15 protein-coding genes are annotated in these 18,996 nt (G+C 67.9%); 7 read left to right on the top strand and 8 right to left on the bottom strand.

Features of this window, described 5'->3' with window-relative positions; genetic code table 11:
* Positions 1 to 59: 59 nt before the first annotated feature.
* From CG723_RS23070 to CG723_RS23055, 3 genes are all read right to left on the bottom strand, one after another.
* Complete coding sequence (locus CG723_RS23070) at positions 60 to 485, bottom strand: nuclear transport factor 2 family protein (RefSeq protein WP_100595360.1); 426 nt, start codon at positions 483 to 485, stop codon at positions 60 to 62.
* 728 nt (positions 486 to 1,213) lie between these two features.
* Positions 1,214 to 2,074 (bottom strand): DUF427 domain-containing protein, encoded by an 861-nt coding sequence (locus tag CG723_RS23065; RefSeq protein WP_100595359.1) that lies wholly within the window; start codon positions 2,072 to 2,074, stop codon positions 1,214 to 1,216.
* Positions 2,075 to 2,640: 566 nt separating this feature from the next.
* A complete protein-coding gene (locus tag CG723_RS23055) occupies positions 2,641 to 3,510 on the bottom strand; it encodes an alpha/beta fold hydrolase (RefSeq protein ID WP_100595358.1) in 870 nt (289 codons plus the stop codon).
* Between the two features lie 367 nt (positions 3,511 to 3,877).
* Between CG723_RS23055 and CG723_RS23050 the strand changes: the two genes are divergently transcribed.
* From CG723_RS23050 to CG723_RS23035, 3 genes are all read left to right on the top strand, one after another.
* Positions 3,878 to 4,393: a CGNR zinc finger domain-containing protein gene (locus CG723_RS23050; RefSeq protein ID WP_100595357.1), complete on the top strand. Its 516-nt coding sequence runs from the start codon at positions 3,878 to 3,880 to the stop codon at positions 4,391 to 4,393.
* Between the two features lie 715 nt (positions 4,394 to 5,108).
* Positions 5,109 to 6,131 (top strand): RNA-guided endonuclease InsQ/TnpB family protein, encoded by a 1,023-nt coding sequence (locus CG723_RS23040; RefSeq protein WP_100595395.1) that lies wholly within the window; start codon positions 5,109 to 5,111, stop codon positions 6,129 to 6,131.
* Between the two features lie 322 nt (positions 6,132 to 6,453).
* A complete protein-coding gene (locus tag CG723_RS23035; RefSeq protein ID WP_100595356.1) occupies positions 6,454 to 8,214 on the top strand; it encodes an MOSC and FAD-binding oxidoreductase domain-containing protein in 1,761 nt (586 codons plus the stop codon).
* Between the two features lie 652 nt (positions 8,215 to 8,866).
* Here CG723_RS23035 and CG723_RS23030 read toward each other — a convergent pair.
* The gene (locus tag CG723_RS23030) at positions 8,867 to 9,463 is read right to left on the bottom strand and encodes a hypothetical protein (RefSeq protein ID WP_100595355.1); all 597 of its coding nucleotides are present in this window, start codon (positions 9,461 to 9,463) and stop codon (positions 8,867 to 8,869) included.
* Between the two features lie 675 nt (positions 9,464 to 10,138).
* Here CG723_RS23030 and CG723_RS23025 point away from each other — a divergent pair.
* The 4 genes from CG723_RS23025 (at position 10,139) to CG723_RS23005 (ending at position 16,393) form a co-directional block, all read left to right on the top strand.
* Positions 10,139 to 10,828, top strand: coding sequence for a DUF4232 domain-containing protein (locus tag CG723_RS23025; protein ID WP_100595394.1), 690 nt, complete (start codon positions 10,139 to 10,141; stop codon positions 10,826 to 10,828).
* Positions 10,829 to 11,818: 990 nt separating this feature from the next.
* The gene (locus CG723_RS23015) at positions 11,819 to 13,279 is read left to right on the top strand and encodes an FG-GAP repeat protein (RefSeq protein ID WP_100595353.1); all 1,461 of its coding nucleotides are present in this window, start codon (positions 11,819 to 11,821) and stop codon (positions 13,277 to 13,279) included.
* A 423-nt stretch (positions 13,280 to 13,702) separates the two neighbouring features.
* Positions 13,703 to 14,908 (top strand): cytochrome P450, encoded by a 1,206-nt coding sequence (locus tag CG723_RS23010; RefSeq protein ID WP_100595352.1) that lies wholly within the window; start codon positions 13,703 to 13,705, stop codon positions 14,906 to 14,908.
* 432 nt (positions 14,909 to 15,340) lie between these two features.
* Positions 15,341 to 16,393 carry a type III polyketide synthase gene (locus tag CG723_RS23005; protein ID WP_100595351.1) on the top strand — a complete coding sequence of 351 codons (1,053 nt, stop codon included), beginning with the start codon at positions 15,341 to 15,343 and terminating at the stop codon, positions 16,391 to 16,393.
* 144 nt (positions 16,394 to 16,537) lie between these two features.
* Here CG723_RS23005 and CG723_RS23000 read toward each other — a convergent pair whose 3' ends face one another.
* The 4 genes from CG723_RS23000 to CG723_RS22980 all read right to left on the bottom strand — a co-directional run bounded on the left by CG723_RS23000 (position 16,538) and on the right by CG723_RS22980 (position 18,985).
* Positions 16,538 to 16,804, bottom strand: a complete 267-nt coding sequence (locus CG723_RS23000) for a hypothetical protein (protein WP_100595350.1) — start codon at positions 16,802 to 16,804, stop codon at positions 16,538 to 16,540.
* Between the two features lie 136 nt (positions 16,805 to 16,940).
* Complete coding sequence (locus CG723_RS22995) at positions 16,941 to 17,201, bottom strand: hypothetical protein (RefSeq protein WP_100595349.1); 261 nt, start codon at positions 17,199 to 17,201, stop codon at positions 16,941 to 16,943.
* A 217-nt stretch (positions 17,202 to 17,418) separates the two neighbouring features.
* Positions 17,419 to 18,786: an NAD(P)/FAD-dependent oxidoreductase gene (locus CG723_RS22985; protein WP_100595348.1), complete on the bottom strand. Its 1,368-nt coding sequence runs from the start codon at positions 18,784 to 18,786 to the stop codon at positions 17,419 to 17,421.
* Positions 18,776 to 18,985 (bottom strand): ferredoxin, encoded by a 210-nt coding sequence (locus tag CG723_RS22980; protein ID WP_100595393.1) that lies wholly within the window; start codon positions 18,983 to 18,985, stop codon positions 18,776 to 18,778. The genes CG723_RS22985 and CG723_RS22980 overlap by 11 nt, the downstream gene beginning before the upstream one ends.
* Between the last annotated feature and the right edge of the window lie 11 nt (positions 18,986 to 18,996).

The following is an 18,996-nucleotide window of genomic DNA, read 5'->3' as shown; positions in this document are numbered from 1 at the left end:
TTGTTCGAGCGCCCGAAGGCTGTTCAGCGGGGGCACATGTCGCCGCGTCGTTCTGGCATTCATCCCCTGGCATTGGCGACCCCCAAGGCGTCCATATAGTCGCGGACCCGCGTGATCAGCCCGTTGTGGACGTGGAGTATCAGGAGACCGGGGACGGTGAAGGTGGTGGGGCTCGTCGGCAGAGTTCCCACCACGACGTGCTCGGCGATGATCACTTCCGGATCGGCAGTCTCGTAAGCCGCGATCTTCCTGATCTCCTCCACCTGGGCGGGGCTGGCGCCCCAGGCCGCCCGGTATCCCGCACGCACGGCCTCGCGCCCCTCGTAGCGCGGGGGAAAACCGGGAGAGGTGAACGGGAACTCGTGCACCGCGTCCGCGGCATACAGATCGGCGAGATCGTCTGCGGACTTGTCGAGCATGGCCTGGTAGTAGCAGGCAAGCATCTCGCAAGGGGTGCGGACAGCAGGTGTCTCCAGATCCGACACAGGGGTCACTCCGTTCGCTCAACAGTTGTCGACTCAATATCCGTAGGCCCAGCTGGAAGTTCGGTGGCGGAGAGCGCCGGACCGAGGTTTCCCCCGGCAGACGAGTGGGGCGACGGCAGGATGGCACCGGGCACTGACATCGTCCCCGGACAGCCGTGTGGCCTGGCCTCTTCACGGGAGAAGGCACGAGCCACAGTCCGGCAGTTCGTGCACGAGCGGTGTCGTGCACGCCGTCGCACCGGGAATGACTTGTAGCCTGCCACGCCGCACGGTGTCGCGGGGTGAGTTGAGGATGAACGGGGTCAGGCTTCGACGTAGGCGACCAGTACGAGGGCGCCGCGCGCGGCAGGACGTACCCGACGCGGACCCGGCCCGGCCGGTACGTGCGGATCGCCCCGTTCTTCAACAGCACGCCGTCTACGGGTCTGCCGCGATCATGTCCAGGGCGGTGTCGAAGCGCGCGAGACGACCTGAAGACCCACAGGTGACAGCCCCGGTACAGGGCGCGAACGTTGAGATTCCATAACCAGCCTGCGAACACGAGCCGCTCGTGGCACGGGGATTGGCGGGGCACGCGCGGGCATTGGGAAGCGCTTCCTCTCCCGGAGAATGCGTAGGAGGAGGTGTCGGCGCACGGGAACGGCCTGCCCGCCCGGCCTGACGTCTTTCCGTGTGCCATCCCAAATTCTCGAACTCCGGGATGAAATGAGGAAGGGTGCTCGTTGAGGTCAGTGGGCTTTGACCTCGTCGACGTCCAGGCCGCGGTCGACGCCGTGGGGGATGACGCTCTGCCCAGGCTCGAGGTGCAGGCGCGTGCCATCGAGAGAGACCTCGACCTTGTCCGCTTCGAATGACACTAGGTCGCTGATCCGGTCGACCTCCTGGTAGGCGTTGGTGTACGACCAGGCGGCGTGACGCGCGTCGCCGATGTCGTAGTAGTTGCACAGGCCCTTGTAGGGGCAGAAGGTCTGGTCGTCGACGGGGTGCAACTGGGTCTGGTCGATGTCGGCGCGCGGGACGTACCAGCGCGGGGCGAATCCGGACTCGAAGAGCACGAGGGGGTGTTCGGAGCGGGCGATGAGGGTGTCGCCGAGGCGGACTTCCAGGGTGCGGGAGGTGTTGCGGATGTCGATGCGGTGGTACGGGTCCGCGGCGTGTCCCAGGATGCGTTCGTCCTCCTCGTAGAAGGCGTCCATCGCCCGCCAGGCGAAGGCGATGCGGCCCTGGAGGTCAGCGGCATACCCGGGCAACGCGGTGAACTCCCAGGCGGCGCGTTCGGTGGTGCGCTCTCCGGCGTGCACGGCGTACCAGGCGGTGTCGCCGAGGTCCCTGTGGTGGGTGACCTTGCTACTCGGGATCAGGGACTGCTCGTCGACGTCCTCGCGAGGGAAGTAGGCGACGGGGTACCGGCCCGGCTCGTGGAGCAGGATCACGTTCTCGCTGTCCGCGATCCAGCTGCCGTTGAACTTCACGCGCATGCGGCGGCGCAGCCGCTCGGCGAACAGGAGGCGTTCGGGGAGCGGTTCGGGGGTGAGGAAGTGTCCGATCGCGCCGGCGGAGAGAGGGCCTTGCTGCCAGGACAGTCCCATGGCGGATTCCTTCCGGGGGCGGGGGTGCGGGTGGACGCACCCCTGACGGGGCGGTTGTTGTTGACGGCCGGGGCGTGACGGCGCAGCGGGAGACGTGGGCCTCGGGCCGACGGAAGCAGGTCCGGACGGCCTTGCCCTTGCCGGTGATGGCCCGCACTCCCCAGTCGTTGCAGCGCTCCGGGACGATGGGTATACCTCGCCCGGCTTCCCCGCTCAGTGCGGCAGGCGGGATGCGGACGCGGAAGTAGCGCGCACTGTCGTGGACTGCGACGTAGAGGCAGTGTGAGTGCCGGATGAGGCGGACCAGGTTGGCGCAACCGTCCGGGCTTCCGTGCTGTACGGCATGGTCGGCCAGTTCCGAGACACAGGCCCGGATGTCGCCGCCGCGTTGGCACCCGCCCCAGCTGTCGAGGGCCTGCATCGCGAAGTCTCGGGCGGCGCGCCTGGTCTGCGGGCCGGCCCTGAAGATGTGTTGGGCGAGGTGTCGCATGGTGGTCCTTTGCCGGCTGCGGCGGGAGAGGGCTATGCGATCCGCCGCCGTCACAGCCGCCCCGACACCCTGCGCATCAGGCGAGGACACGGGCCAGGAAGTCGCGGATGTGCTCGGTGATGGTCCCGAGATGGCTCTCCAGGGCGAAGTGCCCGGACTCGAGCAGGTGGATCTCCGCCTCGGGCAGGTCGTGGGCGAACGCCTCCGCGCCCGCGGGGCCGAAGATCTCGTCGTTCGCGCCCCAGACCGCCAGCAGCGGGACCTGGGAGTCGCGGAAGTACTCATGGACCTGCGGGTAGAGGTCTACGTTGGTGGGGTAGTCGCGGAAGAGCTGAAGCTGGATCTCGTCGTTGCCGGGGCGGTCCAGCAGCGCCTGGTCGTGGACCCAGTTGTCGGGGCTGATCAGGCTGGGGTCGGCGACACCGTTCACGTATTGCCAGCGGGTGATCTCGGGGGTCAGGGCGCCGCGCATGGGGGCTTCGGTGTCCGGTCCCGGGGCCTGGGCGTAGGCGAAGACGCCGTCCCAGAAGGGCTTGACGAAGCCCTCTTCGTAGGCGTTGCCGTTCTGGGTGATGATCGCGGTGATGCGGTCCGGGGACTGGAGGGCGAGCCGCCAGCCGATGGGAGCGCCGTAGTCCTGCACGTACATTGCGAACCGGTCGATGCCCAGCTGCTGGAGCAGGCCGGAGGTGACCTCGGTGAGGGCGTCGAAGGTGTACGGGAAGTCCTGCAGGGCGGGCATCGCGGACTGGCCGAACCCGATGTGGTCGGGGGCGATCACGTGGTAGCGGTCGGCGAGTGCCGGGATCAGGTGCCGGAACATGTGCGAGCTGGTCGGGAAGCCGTGCAGGAGCACGACTACGGGTGCCTGGGGGTCGCCGGCCTCCCGGTAGAAGACCTCAAGCCCGTTGACTGTGGCGGTGCGGTGGTGGACTGCGGAGACCATGTTCCTAACCTCTCTACCTAGCTTCACTGGTTACATGTAGAGTCGAGCACTCGAAACCTAACCTGTCAAGATGCTTCTATAGGTTAGATTGAGGTTGTATACGGGGTGCAGCCGCGCCGAGGCGGCGGAACGTCGGCCCGTGATAAGCCTCCGCCCGTGAACGGACATCAGCCAGCGCACCGCCCACCTCAAGCCCGCTCAGGGAGTCGATGTCCGCCCGCGTCGGTTCGGCTCTGCGGACGGTCGTGGCGGACCGGCTTGAGGTGTCCGGGCCGGCCTGGGGCTCGCGCGAGCGGCGGTCCGGCGGCCTACGCAGTGAGCGCGCACGTATAACCTGCCAGGTGAACCAATTCGGTTAGGAGGTGTGATGGTGACCGACCAAGAGCAGCAAGACGCACTGCTGGAGCTCCTCAACGGCACGCCGGTGGTCAATGGCGTCGTCCAGGACCAGCTCGCAGATCCGGAAGAGGCCAGATCCTGGCAGCAGGCCCACGGCGGCAGCGGAAGCGCGGACGAGCTGCGTAGCCTCGTGCAGGCACGCGATGCCCTTCAGGACGTGGTGCGCGGCAGCCGGCCCGCCACGTCGCTGGCCCCGCTCCTGAAAGACGTCACCTCCCGCCCGCACCTCACGCCTGAAGGAGTGTCGTGGGTCCTGGGCGCCCCCGCGGAGCGTCGGATGGCGGTGGAAACGGTCATGGCGTGGAGCGCGGTGCAGCAGACAATGCCCGGACGGCTACGACCGTGTGCCAACCCGGAATGCCGGCGGTTCCTCATCGACCGCAGCAAGACCAACAAGGCCCGCTGGTGCTCGATGGCCGTCTGCGGCAACCGTATGAAGGCACGGCGCCACTACCAGCGCACCCGCGACGCCACAGCCGAGTAACACCTCCGGCAGGCGTTCGGTGCCGGTGAACAAACCCGATCCGCGATCCTCCCGGAAGACAACGCCGGGGAGGCCATAGCGCTCACGTCCGATGTCCACAGTGACGCTGGCGCTGCGCCGCGAGGATATCGCCCGCGAGTGGAAGCCAGGAGTACACCTGCAGCGTCCCCGCGTTGCCGTCGGGGTCGGTGAACTCGGCGAAGCTCGCGAAGCCGCGGCGCTCCGGACGCCGGCTCGAAGCCGCCCTGCCACATGTCGAGAGGCACCCTGTGCCTGATCCCTCTGACATCCACGCCACGCCCAACCAGCTCGGACCGCGCAGCTTCAAGATCAGAGACCACCAGGTACAGGCGCTTCGCCGAGCCAGGCTCGGCTTGGGTGAGACCCACTCGATCGGCACCGAGCACGCGTGGAGCCGGGAGGCGTCAGCTGCACGACACGGAAATCGAGGCTGGGCCCGGTCCACGTCCAGGTTGAAACCCAGACGCTCGGCACAGAAGGCCAAAGAGCGGTCGACATCGCTCACGGGCAAGATGGCGACCTCGAGCACGTACGTCATCTCTTATCTTGCGTGGGTATCCCCGGCTTCAGTCGGGGCGGGAAGCGCGTCTCGGGGCTGCTCTGGCGGGTCATGTGTGCATGGGTGTTCTGTCTGCGGAGGGGTTGTCAGTGGCCTCGGTTATGTTGCTGACAAGAGCCGAAGGGGGTGGGCCGGGTGATTCGTGCGTACAAGTTCGTCATGCGGCCCACAGTGCGGCAGGCTCAGGCGCTCGGTGAGATGCTGCGTGATCACTGCTCGCCTTACAACGGTGCGTTGCAGGAACGCCGTGACGCCTACCGGCACGCCTCGAAGACGAGCATCAAGTACGGGCAGCTGAAGGACATCCGGGCGTTCGACCCGGAGCGTCAGGGCCGTTGGTCGTTCTCCAGTCAGCAGGCCACGCTCCGGCGGTTGGACAAGGCGTTCGCGGCGTTCTTCCGCCGGGTCAAGTCCGGTGAGAAGCCCGGCTATCCGCGTTTTCGTGGGGTGAACTGGTTCGACACGGTGGAGTTCGCGAAGGACGGGGACGGCTGCCGGTGGGACAGCACGCCGCACGACCCGGTGACTCGCGTCTGCCTTCAAGGTGTCGGGCACGTCAAGGTGCACCAGCACCGGGCGGTGGCCGGCAAGGTCAAGACGATCAGCGTCAAGCGTGAGGGCCGGAAGTGGTTCCTCGTGCTGAGTGCCGAACAGGTCCAGCCCGAACCGCTTCCGGCAACCGGCGCGGTGGTGGGCATCGACCTGGGTATAGCCAGCTTCCTCGCCGATTCCAGCGGCGGATTCGTCCCCAACCCGCGCCACGGGGCGAAGAGCGCCGCGAAGCTCGAAGCCGCACAGCAAGCCCTGTGCAAGTTTCCGCGTGTGCGCCGCGACAAGCGGACAGCCAACCACCGGCGTGCGGTCGAGAAGGTCGCGAAGTTGCACCGCAAGGTCCGCCGCCAGCGCCTCGACCACGCGGGGGTGTTCCTGACGATCCTGGCCGCCAAGGCTGAAAGCGCCGGACGGGAAGTGATCGCCGTGGACCCCCGCAACACCTCCCGCCAGTGCCCCGAATGCGGGCATACCAGCGTGGAGAACCGGCCTGCACAGGAAAAGTTCCATTGCGTCTCGTGCGGCCACAGAGCGCACGCTGACACGGTGGGCGCCACCAACGTTCTACGGGCCGGGCTGGTCCGTCGCGAAGCCGCACCGGCGTAGCGAGAAGCCCCCTCATTTATGACTCCGCTGGGACCCAGCGGAGTCATAAATGAGGGGGCGGAGTCACGTGATCAATCTGGTGCAGCACGACGCAACCTCGCCACCTTGCGAGTACGCACGACACGAATGATCGGCCCAGGAACAACGAATGGACATGGCTTTCCAGGCCGGTCCCTCCGTTCGAAGGATCTCAGCGAATGCACCAGGATTCGTGATCACGGAATCGCGGCGAGGCCGGCACGAGAACTAGGATCGGCCCTACCGCAGAGATCACAGCGCCATGATGGGCTGCCCGAGTCGGCCATTCCGCAGGAGGTCCGCAATGGCGACGCTGCTGTCCGTCAACACAGGTATGCCCAAGGACGTGTCCTGGCAGGGCAGGACGGTCCACACCGGAGCCTGGAAGGCCCCCGTCCAAGGCCCCCGCATGGTCCGGCGGCTGAACGTGGATGGAGACGGTCAAGGAGACCTGGCTGGGCACGGCGGCGAGATTCGAGCCGTCCTCGTCTACCAGCTGCAGTCCTACCAGTACTGGCAGAAGCGCCTCGGCCGCGACGACCTGACCTTCGGGATCTTCGGGGAGAACTTCACCGTCGACGGTCTGCTCGACGACGAAGTATGCATCGGCGACCGGTACCGCATCGGCGAAGCCGAATTCGAAGTCACCCAGCCCCGCGTCACCTGCTATCGCGTCGGCATGCGTCTGGGCGAACCCACCATGGCCTCCCTCCTGGTCGCCCACCACCGCCCCGGCTTCTACCTGCGCGTGATCAACGAAGGACGAGTCCAGGCCGGCGATGAAATCACCTTGACCCGCAAGGGCCCCGAAGAACTCAGCGTCGCCGACACCGACGCACTGCTCTACCTTCCCGACCGCGACCCCGCCAAGCTGCGCAAAGCACTGAACATCCCCGCACTCAGCCCCGGCTGGCAGCAGTCCTTCCGTGAACTCACCGCCGCTCAGCAGCCCCAACAGGAACCGGGATGGCCAGGCGAACGCGCCAGCACCCAGCAACCCAGAGAAGTACCGGGCTGGCCCGGCTTCAAGACCATGCGGGTCGCCCGCGTCGTCCCCGAGACCCCCGCCATCTCGTCGATCTACCTCACCACCACCGACGGCACCCCCCTACCCGAGGCACGCCCAGGCCAGTACCTCTCCATCCGCCTCACCGTCGGCGAAGCCGCGCCCGCAGTGCGCAGCTACTCCCTGTCCTGCGCGCCCACAGCCGGCACCTACCGCATCAGCGTCAAGCGCGAGCCCCACGGGAAAGTCAGCAGCTACATCCATGCCACGCTCCGCCCCGGTGACCTCGTGGACATCGCCAGCCCCCGCGGAACCTTCGTACTCGAAGAAAGCACCCGCCCGATCGTCCTCCTCTCCGCAGGGATCGGTGCCACTCCCGTGCTCGCCATGCTCCACCAACTCGCCGCCACACGAGACCCACGCCCCATCTGGTGGATCCACACCGCCCACGACCGCACCCACCACGCCTTCGCGGATGAGGCAAAGGCGCTCCTGGCCCAACTCCCCAACGCCCACGAGCACATCTACTACACCGCCGAAGACCCACATCCCGACGAGCCCCACATCAGCCAGGGCCGCCTGACCGCCCGATCACTCAGCGCGACGGGCATCCCCGCGGACACTGACGCCTACCTCTGCGGACCACCCGCCTTCATGGACGACCTCGGCGGCTTCCTGCGCGATCACGGTCTGCGTCCCGAGCAGATCCATACCGAACAGTTCAGCGCTCTTCCCGCCATCAACCCCGGCGTCACACCCACCGCCGCGATCCGGCCGCACCAACCACCCGGTCCCACGGGCACCGGCCCCCTCGTCACTTTCGCCCGCAGCGGCATCACCGCTCCATGGTCACCCGCTCACGCATCCCTCCTCGATTTCGCCGAAGCCTGCGACGTCCCCACCCGCTGGTCCTGTCGCACCGGCGTCTGCCACACCTGCATCACCCACCTCGTTGCAGGCGACATCACCTACACCACCCCACCCCTCGAACTCCCCGAGCCCGGCACCATCCTCGTCTGTTGCAGCCAACCGACCACCGAAGTCGTCCTGGACCTTTGATCGGCCGTCAACGGCCCGTCTGCGGAGAATGCGGAAACCACGCATGCGCCAATGCAAGAACACCGCCGAGAGACAGCTCAGCCACTAGTTCAGAGAAATGACCAGGCCAAAGCGGATAGCGCCGGACCAGACAGCATGCGGCATGAGCGACCTCGAGCACGGGCTGGAGCAGACGCTTGCCTTCTTCAACAGCGGCCCGACCGACCGCCCACGTCGCGCAGTCGTCAGACGCGAACATGCGGCTCGGCTGGGTGACCCGCCGGGGTCGGCTTCGGGCTCTGGGTACGTGTGAGGCCCCGGCGTATCGTGCGGGGGCCTCACACGGCGAGATCACAGGGGAGCCCCTGCCAGGCCACGTCCTGAAGCGGGTCGACGCGGGCTTGTGACGGCCCCGGTGCCGACGCGGGGTTACGAGCTTGGTCGACGGCTTTGTCGCTGGGGCGGATCTGGGTGTGGGAGGTGGCGAGGAGAGTGTGGAGGGGCCCTCGGTCGCGTTGGTGGATGTTGGGCGGGTGGGGGAGTGCTGAGGGCGGGATGGGGCTGCGTGGTCTGGGGGTTGAGCAGCGGCCGGCAGTGCGCACGCTGTCCGTCCAGATGTGCCGGGGTCGCGAAGTCGTCGTGCCCGCCGCGGCCGTCGCCGGTGCAGCCGGGTCTACGGAGCGGTGCGCGCGGCCTTGGCCCGCTCACGTACCTGGTCCGGATAGCGCTCCGTGAAGCGGACCGCAAGGATCAGCAGGACCACCGGGATGATCCAGTTGAACCAGTCGGCACCGGACGTCGTGTGCACTGCGACCAGTCCGAGTACGGCCATGGCGACGAAGACGCCGCCCCAGACAAGGGTGAGTACCCGGTTCACGTGCCGGAAGAGGGGAGTGCCCCAGACCTCCCGGGGTGTGGACTCCCGAGCGTACTGCTCGGTGAACGGCACGAATGCCAGCGATCCCAGGGCCACCACCGCGATGACCGAACTGGCCAGCACCTGAGCGTACGTCTCCAGCCAGAGCATGTCCTTGCGGTCGAGAAGGAGTGCCAGCACAGCGATGACGCCGAAGAAGAGGATGCCGGCGACCTCCAGTGCCTTGAAGGAACCCCGGCGCAGATCCGGCAGGTTCAGCACCACTGCGGCGACGAGGGCCGCCAGCGCGGCGTACTCCCAGGTACTGGGAGACGCGACGACGTAGAAGATGATCCACGGGGCGAACGCGAATAGCAGATTCCCGGTCCGACGCCCGGAATTCGCTGTCTCCACCGTGCACCTCCGGTGTCCGGCCCGAAGCGGCACGGTGCCGCCTCTCCATGGTGATACCGAGCCGCGGCGCCCGCACCATCTCACCCACGCGTTGCAGCAGGTCCGCGCCGGCGATTGAATGGAAGATCAGAACGGCACCCGAACAGGTGCGAACATGCCCTGTCGAGGAAGGCCGCCGTGGCCACGCGTGCCCCGCAGACGTTCGACTCGACCCGCGTTCTCTCCCTTCCGGCCGGTTCACCCCGGGCGCCGTGGAAGTGGACGAGACCGGGCTGCAGGCGACGGGGACAGGCGGCAACTGGTGGGTTGAGCTGTACGACATCGAAGGGACGGTCAGCGGGGTCGGCGGAGCCGACGCCGGATCTTGCTGACCTCCTGCGATGTCGGCGGTGTTCAGCTGGTCTCTTCATCGCCGGCGCCGGCCAGTGCTTTCCAGGAGTGGTGGACGCGGGTGCCGTGATCGCGAAGCCATCTGATCTTGCGATGCCGCAGTTCTCACTCTTGGTCCCGGGCATGCCCCTTGAGCTGAGGTTGGTGCAATCCAACGCCGTTTCCTGGAACCGAAGTTGCTGAGACGGAACCCGGACATTCACAGGATCATTTCAGGATCGACCCGGCTCTAGTGTCATCGGTGTCAGCAGGAAACACCGCAACCGACAGCCGCTGGAGATCATGATGCGTTCGCGTCTCGCCGCCCGTTCCGCCCGTCTCGTCCTTGCCGCCGTGGCCGTGACGGCCCTCGCCGCCACCACCACCGCCTGCGACAACGACGACGCCGCGGACGCCGGCAGCTCCGCGGCCCCGTCCGCCGTCGCCTCCGCCGGCAGCGGCAGCCCCTCCAGCGACAGCACCGCCACCAGCGGCTCCTCCACCGGCGGCTCCAACTCCAGTGGTTCCAACTCCAGCGGATCCACGGACAAGACCGACTCCGACGACGACGGCAAGAAGGGCGGCTACGGGCAGTCCTGCGGTACCAACGACCTGGACTTCACGGTCACCTCGGAGTCCCAGGCCGGCGGCTACTACCTCGTCACCGCCAAAGCCAAGTCCGGCATCACCTGCTACCTGGATGTCAACACACCCAGCGTGTCCTTCGGCTCCGGTGCCGACGGCGTCGCGTCCCCCGTCGGACAGGGTGGCGAAGACCCCATCAAGCTCACAGGCTCCGCCATCGCGTACACCGGCATCAGCCCCAAGACCACCAACAGCGACGACGGCAAGGAATTCGAGAACGTCATCATCGCCACCACCGACGACGACCCCAACCCCGCCGAACTCAAGCTCCCCGACACCGCCAACGTCGACAAGCCCATCGTCACCAACTGGTCCACCAACCGCGCCGAAACCGTCCCCGTCATCGTCTGACGGACCGCACCGGACCGGACCGGGACCGTCGACTCGCGCTCTGCACGACGACCTCCGTCGACGCGGTCATCCCCGATCACACTCAGGGGGTCGAAGGCTCCTGGTCGTGGATCATGAGGGCCCGGCGTCACTGCCGGGACCACGAGAGACTGTCACGGGTCAGCGAGGCACTGATCGCATGGGCGGCGATCTCGCTGATGACCCGCCGCCCTACCCGTTGAAATTCACAGATCCCCAACACCCGCAAGAGTCCTGTCAGGCCGGCAGCGGCATCCTCCTTCGCACCGGCAGCCTGACCCCCGCCTGGAGACCACCGTCAGAGGGGGCTATCGGCGCAGGGAGTGGAATTCTGCGTGGGTGGGATGGGGCGCGGCGCGGGAGATGATGTCGAACCCGGCTCGTTCGAGCATGCCTTCCATGATCCAGACGTGTGCAGAGAACTCCTCAGGGATGAGGGCTTCGAAGCCGGCGCTGGTGAAGTCTTCTCCTCTGGGGCGGCCGGCAGTGTCGATCCATCGCTGCAAGTGCGTTTCGGCGGTGGCCGGCTCAAAGCTGAAGATGACGTCCCACAGGTAGAAGGTGCCGCCGGGGCGGAGTATCCCGGCTGCGTTGGGGAGTGCCCGCTGTTTCCTGAAGTGCCTTGCGCAGGATCTCGGCCATCTGCTTCTGCATCAGCTGGCGGTGCACCAAGGCGGAACAGCTGGCGATCTTCTCAAAGAGGGTCTTGGCCGGGATCGCGGGCAGATCGCCGAGAGCGGGTGGTTGTCGCCGGCGCCTTCGCCGAGCCGGGCGTGAAGTTGGCCGCCATCCGCCGGAGCGGGTGAACATCACCCGTCGGGACCACTGACTGGGTCGGCTGGACTGAAGACGACGCTCCGCGGTCGCAGGCCGAACCCGCATTGCGTCCGTTCCAGCACAACCCTGGGGGCCTTTCGGGTGTCCCACAGGTGAACTCCACACCTCGGACACCTCGGACCTCTTGGAGCCCACGTGCGCACACGCATTCGGAAGTACGCCACAGCAGCCACCCTTGTCGCTGCGGCTGCTGCCGGGCTGCCCTTCCCGGCGTCGGCCTCTGTTCCCGCGCAGACCGACGGCGACTTCAACGGCGACGGGTATGCAGACCTCGCCGTCGGCGTACCCGACGGCTCGGTCGGCGGTAAGGCGAGAGCGGGCTACGTCAACATCGTCTGGGGCGGCCCGAAGGGAGTCGGCGGTCACGGCAGCATCCGCATCAGCCAGGCCACCCCGGAGGTTCCCGGGACACCGGAGACGGGCGACCGCTTCGGGGGCTCCGTGGCTCTCGTGGACACCAGCGGCGACGGCATCGCGGAACTCCTCGTCGGCGCCCCCGGCGAGGACGTCACCGGCCGTGGCACGGACGCGGGCTCGGTCACCGCAGTGGGCGGGGCAAGGGGCGGTCCGGGTCCGGGCTCCGTCGTCCTCAACGGCCCCTCGGCGTCGGCGGCGTTCGGCCTGGCGGTCGCCGCGGCCGATCTGACCGGCGACGGCAACAAGGAGATCGTGATCGGCGGCACGGACAAGGTCGTCGCTCGTGTCGCCCAGGGCGAAGACAGCATGGTCACCACCGTCGTCACCGCCCCCATGGGAGGCCACGCCCCCATCCTCGCCACCGGCGACTTCACCGAGGACGGCACGGCGGACCTCGCGGTCGGGTACTGGACGAAGACCCCGTTCACCCAGTCCCACGTACGCCTGTGGACCTGGGACGCGACTGAGCAGGCCATGGCCAACACCTGGAACACCGACAACGCCGGCGTCTCCGCCCTCGCCGCGGGCGACTTCGACGGTGACGGCCACGACGACCTGGCCCTCGGCGAGTGCCGTGAGATCGCCGACGAGAACATCGACGACCCGTGCGGCCCCGAGGAACTGGCCAAGGGCGGTGGCATCCACGTCCACTACGGCAACGCAACGCCCGGCAGCTTCGGGTTCCGCCGGCAGACCCTCAACCAGGACACGGTCGGAGTGGCGGGCGTCGCGGAGACCGGTGACCACTTCGGCGCCGCCCTTGCCGTAGCCGACGTCGACAACGACGGCCGCGACGACCTGATCGCCGGCGCTCCCGGCGAGGCGATCGGTACCCGCTCGGGCGCGGGCGCCGCGACCCTCCTGTTCGGCGGCCCGACCGGCCTCCTCGACGCTGGGGGCGAAGGTCACTCCGTCGGGTTCCAGCAGGACACCCCGCGCGTGCCGGGTGTCGCGGAAGCCGCCGACGCGTTCGGTGCCGCCGTCGCCACCGGTGACTACGACCACGACGGCAGGGCGGACGTGGCGGTCGGCTCTCCGGGCGAGAACGCCGCCTCGGGCGGCGTGTGGCTGCTGCCCCGGGCCGGCGCCAACGGCTCCTCCGCGTTCACGCCCGCCGAGCTGGGCCTGCCCTCCCCGTCGAGCGCACTCGCGTACGGCAGGTACCTCGGCGGTCAGTGATGTCCACCGGACCCGTCCGGAGGCCGGTCGGTCGCCGTCGGCGGCGCCGGTCGCGATTCACTGTCGACCAGCCAGTGATGTGCGGTCCGAGGCGAGTTCTTCGATGCCATTCCGGAGGGCATGCTGCCGACAGGTCCTTGTGCATCGTTGCGCAGGCATGCGGGGCAGTGGCGGGCAGGAGGGCACCTCCACCTACTACGACGCCGACGTCCAAGTCCAACAGGCCACGAGCAACTGCGGTCCTGTAGTTGTCTCCGAATGTCACGCCCGCATCAGATCTGCCGTGAGTGGCGTGGGTGAACTGGTGTGTGCGTGCGGGTGTATCCGGGTGCGTGCGGGTGTATCCGGGTGTGGTTGGCGGGTGGGTGGGGAACGGCTGTCGGGTCCAGAGCAGCAGTAGATGCCACTCACCTGGAGATCCGTATGACCCTCGGTTCCGACGCGCGGCAATGTCCATTCGACTTTGCCGAGGCCCTCGAGTTCGATCCGGTGCTCAGACACCTCATGAACGAGGGACCTGTCTCCCGGATCCGGCTGCCCTTCGGCGAGGGCACGGCATGGCTCGTCACCGGTTATGACGATGTCCGGACGGTGACCACCGACCGGCGTTTCAGCCGTCATGCTGTCGCCGGCCGTGACTTCCCGCGCATGACACCCGAGCCGATCGTCCAGTCCGAGGCGATCAATCTCATGGACCCCCCGGCCGGCAGCCGCCTGCGGAGCCTTGTGTCGAAGGGCTTCGCCCCAGCTCACATCGAACGCATGAGGTTGCGCACTCAGAACGTCGTCGACGAGCTGCTCGACCAGATGGCGGGCCAAGGTACACCCGCCGACATCATGGAGCACCTTGCCGGACCACTGCCGCTGATTACGATCTGCGAGGTTCTGGAGATCCCCGAGGCGGACCATGCACAGCTGCGTGCCCACGCCCGGACGATGATGGATGTCGGGGTCGGAAACCGGGACGCCGCGGTACGGGCGAAGGCCGAGTTGCGCGCCTACTTTGCGACACTGACCGGGCAGCGCCGCAAGAATCCCGGTGACGACCTGATCAGCGTGCTGGCGACGGCCCGCGACGGCGACGAGATCCTCAACGATGAGGAGTTGGCCGTCATGGCCATGGTCCTGCTGATCACAGGGCAGGATACGACGACGTACGAGATCGGCAACCTGACCTACCTGTTGCTCACCCGGCCCGATCTGCTCGCGACCGTGCGCGAGCGCCCCGAGTTGCTGCCCGGGGCGATCAACGAACTGCTGCGCTTCATCCCCTTCCGCAAGGGGGTCGGTATCCCCCGGGTGGCCGTGGAAGACGTGGTCCTGAGCGGGGTGGCAATTCAGGCGGGCGACATCGTGCACGTCTCCTACCTGACGGCAAACCGGGATCCACGCAAGTTCGACCGCCCCGACGAGGTGGACCTGGAGCGTTCCGGCCCGCCTCACATGACCTTCGGCTGGGGCGCCCATCACTGCCTGGGCGCACCACTCGCCGCCGCGGAGATCGAAATCGCCCTCGGATCGCTCTTTGAGCGCTTCCCTCGCCTCGCGCTGGCGAAGCCCGCCGAAGAACTGCAATGGAACGCGACATCGATCTGGCGCTATCCACTCGCGTTGCCCGTCACCTGGTGACTGGCCGGCACATGACCGCAGGACCGAGCGGGGACACCTCTCGCGGGTAGTACTGCGCGCCCCGCTCGGCGCGACCGCGAGCATGAGCGGCACCAGGGGGCAGCGGCCCCACGCGGTCGTCCGCAGCCGACGAGGACGGCGGCTTCACCCTGCTCACGCCGACTGCGGGGAGCAGCGGTCCGACGTGCGGCGGTGATCCATCTGGCGTACGTTGGACTGCGCTGGCCAACTCCAGCGGCGGCGACTCTGTCTGGCCTTGCCGCCCGGCCGGGACGCATTTTGTGACGGTCCGGTCGACCGTGTTCCCCTCAGGTATTCCACGTGCGCGCCGTCTTTGAGCGCCCGGGGCAGCAGGGGCTCCCTTTCCAAGCGCTGAACCGCAGGACCGGCCCCGGCTGCGCCCGGGGCCACCAACTGCAAGGAGTCACTCCCATGGCAGTTCTGTGCAAGCCGGCAATCGCGATACCCGAACACGTCATCACCAATGAGGAAACCCTCGAACTCGCGCGGAGGCTGCACCACGACCATCCGCAACTCGACCTGGCGCTGAGCCTGATCGAGAACACCGGGGTGCAGAAGCGACATCTGATCCAGCCCATCGATGTGGTCCTCAAACATCCGGGACTGGATGCGCGCAGCACCATCTATGAAAGGGAGTCCAAGGCCCGCGTCCCGCAGGTGGTTCAGCGTGCACTGGACCAGGCTCAACTCGAGCCCCCGGACATCGACTTGATCATCTACGTATCCTGCACCGGCTTCATGATGCCCTCGCTGACCGCGTGGCTCATCAACACCATGGGCTTCAAACCGCAGACCCGACAGCTGCCCATCGCCCAACTCGGTTGCGCTGCGGGCGGAGCGGCCGTGAACCGGGCGCACGACTTCTGCACGGCATACCCCGACGCCAACGTCCTGATCGTGGCCTGCGAGTTCTGCTCACTGTGCTACCAGCCGGGTGACATCGGTGTGGGATCGCTGCTCTCCAACGGCCTGTTCGGTGACGGCATCGCCTCCGTTGTCGTCCGGGGCAACGGAGGCACCGGAATGCGCCTGGAGCGCAATGGCTCGTACCTCATACCCCACACCGAGGACTGGATCTCCTACGCGGTCCGCTCGACCGGTTTCCACTTCCAGCTCGACAAGCGGGTACCGAAGACGATGGAGCCCCTCAGCCCCGCGTTGCGCGCGCTGGCGGAAGAGCACCAATGGAACGTCGGCAAACTGGACTTCTACATCGTCCACGCCGGAGGGCCACGCATCCTGGACGACCTGAGCCGCTGCCTCGACATACCGCCCGAAGCGTTCCGCTTCAGTCGGGCCACACTCACCGAGTACGGAAACATCGCCAGCGCAGTCGTCCTCGACGCCCTCGACCGCATGTTTGACGAGCAGTCGGCACTCGAGGGCCACCAGGGCCTGATAGCCGGTTTCGGTCCCGGCATCACCGCCGAGATCGCCCTGGGCACCTGGGCAACGGACAGTTAGGGCATCGCCGCCTGCCCCTCAGCCGAGAGGCACACGGAGGCGCTGGACCCGCCGTGCACCTGGTCGGCAGCCTGCCGACGGGGTGCACCGCGGCCGTCCCTGGACACCGAGATTGAGGGTGCCCCGGTCGGCCGTTGTCGCCGGCTACCGGACTTCACAGATGCGCCTCGGTGGCATCGAGATCCCCCGCGCGTCGGGGCGCCGAGCACCAGGATCGACCGGGGGCTCGTAGCGCAGCAGTTCCTTTACGGCTCGTGGCAACAGGCCGGGATTGCCGCGCAGGCGGCTCAGCTCGTCGGGATGACGCAGCAGGGTGAGCACACCATTGGCGATCGGATTGACCGTGGTCTCGTGTCCGGCGAGGAACAACAGGACGGTGGTGGACGCCAGTTGCACTTCGGTGAGCCGCAAGGCGTGTCCGGTTCGTTGATGAAGTCGGAGAGCATGTCGCTGGTGGGCCGGCCACGACCTGGTCGGGGAGGCCGACCAGGTACTGGCCCAGCTCCTGCCGGGCCTGACGGGCCGCCTGGTCTCTCTATTCGGTGTGTCACTTACGGGCCCGATGTCTGCGCCCGCGATGATCGCGGGCGCAGACATCGGGCCATGCGTGGAACAGGTGCTCGTCCTCGGGCGGGACGCCGAGCAGGCGGCAGATCACGGTGATGGGCAGCGGGTAGGCGAAGTCGTCGACGACATCGATCTGCCGGCCCTCCTGGAAACCTTCCGCCAGATCCTTCGTGAGCTGGACGATCTCGCCGCGCAAGGCAGCGACCCGGCCCGGGCTGTGCGGCGGTCCGAACGGTCGCATGGCCGCGTTGCAGCCTCTGCTGCTCGGGGTCGTCGAGTGCCACGAAGGGCGGCTGCAGGTGCACCTCATGAGCATCCATGGACTCCGAGACCCTGCTGTCACGGATCACCGACTACGCCGGCCGCCCCAACCTCTATCCGCTGTACGAGGAACTCCGCGAGGCCGGTCCGGTGGTACAGCAGGCGGATGGCAGCGACTCGGCACGTACCACCACGGGTCAGCGCATGGGTTGCACCACGGTCAGCCGGCGGTCGGGCAGGTATCCGGTGAGCGCCACGGTGGGGCCGTGGGAGAGGACGGAAGGATCCGGCACATCGGAGGGGATCGGTACCTCGGCCGCGATCGCGCGGTCCGCTGCGCCGGGTGGGGGCGGGAACGGCGCGGCCGTCTCGATCAGGTGCCGGTAGTAGTCCAGTGACTTGGCCATGTCGACGGTGACGGCGGCGGTGACCCGTCCCTGGTAGCCGTAGACCATGGCCAGGCGGCGCGCCTCCAGGGAGCCCTGGGCGATGACCACGTGGTCGGAGTAGGTGGGCACGCCGACCGATTTGATGTTGAGTCCGAACTGGGTCGACCAGAACGTCGGGATGGCCAGGTGAGGGCGCCGCAGGGGCCCTGGATTGACCATGTTGTGTGCCGCCACCTCGGCCTGCTCGACCGCGTTGCCCCAGTGTTCCAGGGAGAGCATCTGGTAGCCGAACAGCGGGTGCGGGAAGCGGGAGACGTCACCGGCCGCGAAGACGTCGTCGGTGACGATCCCGTACATGTTGAAGGCGCGGCAGCCGGCGTCGCAGGCGATTCCGCGCGGGCCCGCCGCGAGCCCGGACTCCGCCAGCCATTCGACGTTGCGGATCGCGCCCAGGGCCACGACGCAGACGTCGGCGTCGACGCGGCTGCCGTCGGACAGGTCGGCGCCGGTGAAGCTGCCGTTCCCGTGCAGGGCGGTGACTGTCACCCCGGTGCGCAGGTCGACGCCGTGGTTGCGTTGCATGGCGGCGGCGAGTTTCCCGAGGGTGCCGCCGAGCGCGCCCACCAGGGGTGCGGGGCCGCGTTCGGCGACCGTGACCTCCAGTCCCCGTTCCCGGCAGGCGGAGGCGATCTCCGAGCCGGTGAAGCCGCCGCCGATCACCAGCACCCGCTCCGGCCCGGCGGCCAGCCGCTCGGCCAGCCCTGCGCCGTCCTCGCGGGTGCGCAGGGTGAATACCCCGTCCAGGGCGCCCTCGTCCTGGTTGGGCCAGGGCCGCGCGCGGGTCCCGGTGGTGATCAGCAGCCGGTCGTACGGCAGCGACTCGCCGTCCTCCAGCAGCACCTGTTTCGCGAGCAGGTCCACGCCGGTGGCGCGTACGCCCAGCCGCCACTCGGCGTCCGGGTCCCGGCGCATCGGCAGCCCGGTGGTGTCCGCCGTCGCCTGCCCGAGCAGCACCTGCTTGGACAGGGGCGGCCGGTCATAGGGCGGGTGGGGCTCGTCCCCGACCACGGTCAGCGAGCCGGTGAAACCCTCCTCGCGCAGTGCCTCCGCGGCCCTGAGACCTGCCAGCGAGGCTCCGACGATGACGATGCGGCCGTCCTCGAGGTCACCGGGCACCGCTGCTCACCTCTTCCCCGAGGAGGATCGCCTGCACCGGGCACGCCGCCGCGGCCTGGCGCACGCGCTCGACCTGGTCGTCGGGGACGGCCGTGGCGTACAGCAGCCCCTCCTCGCCATGCAGCTCGAATACGTCCGGCGCGAGAAAGACGCACTGTGCGTAGCCCTGGCAGCGCGTGAGGTCCACCACGGTCTGCATCCCCACCACTC

Origin of the sequence: Streptomyces sp. CB01635 (assembly GCF_002803065.1) — a bacterium.
GTDB lineage: Bacteria > Actinomycetota > Actinomycetes > Streptomycetales > Streptomycetaceae > Streptomyces.
Note: the sequence above shows the minus strand (reverse complement) of the source record. Positions and strands in the feature narration are given on the sequence as shown.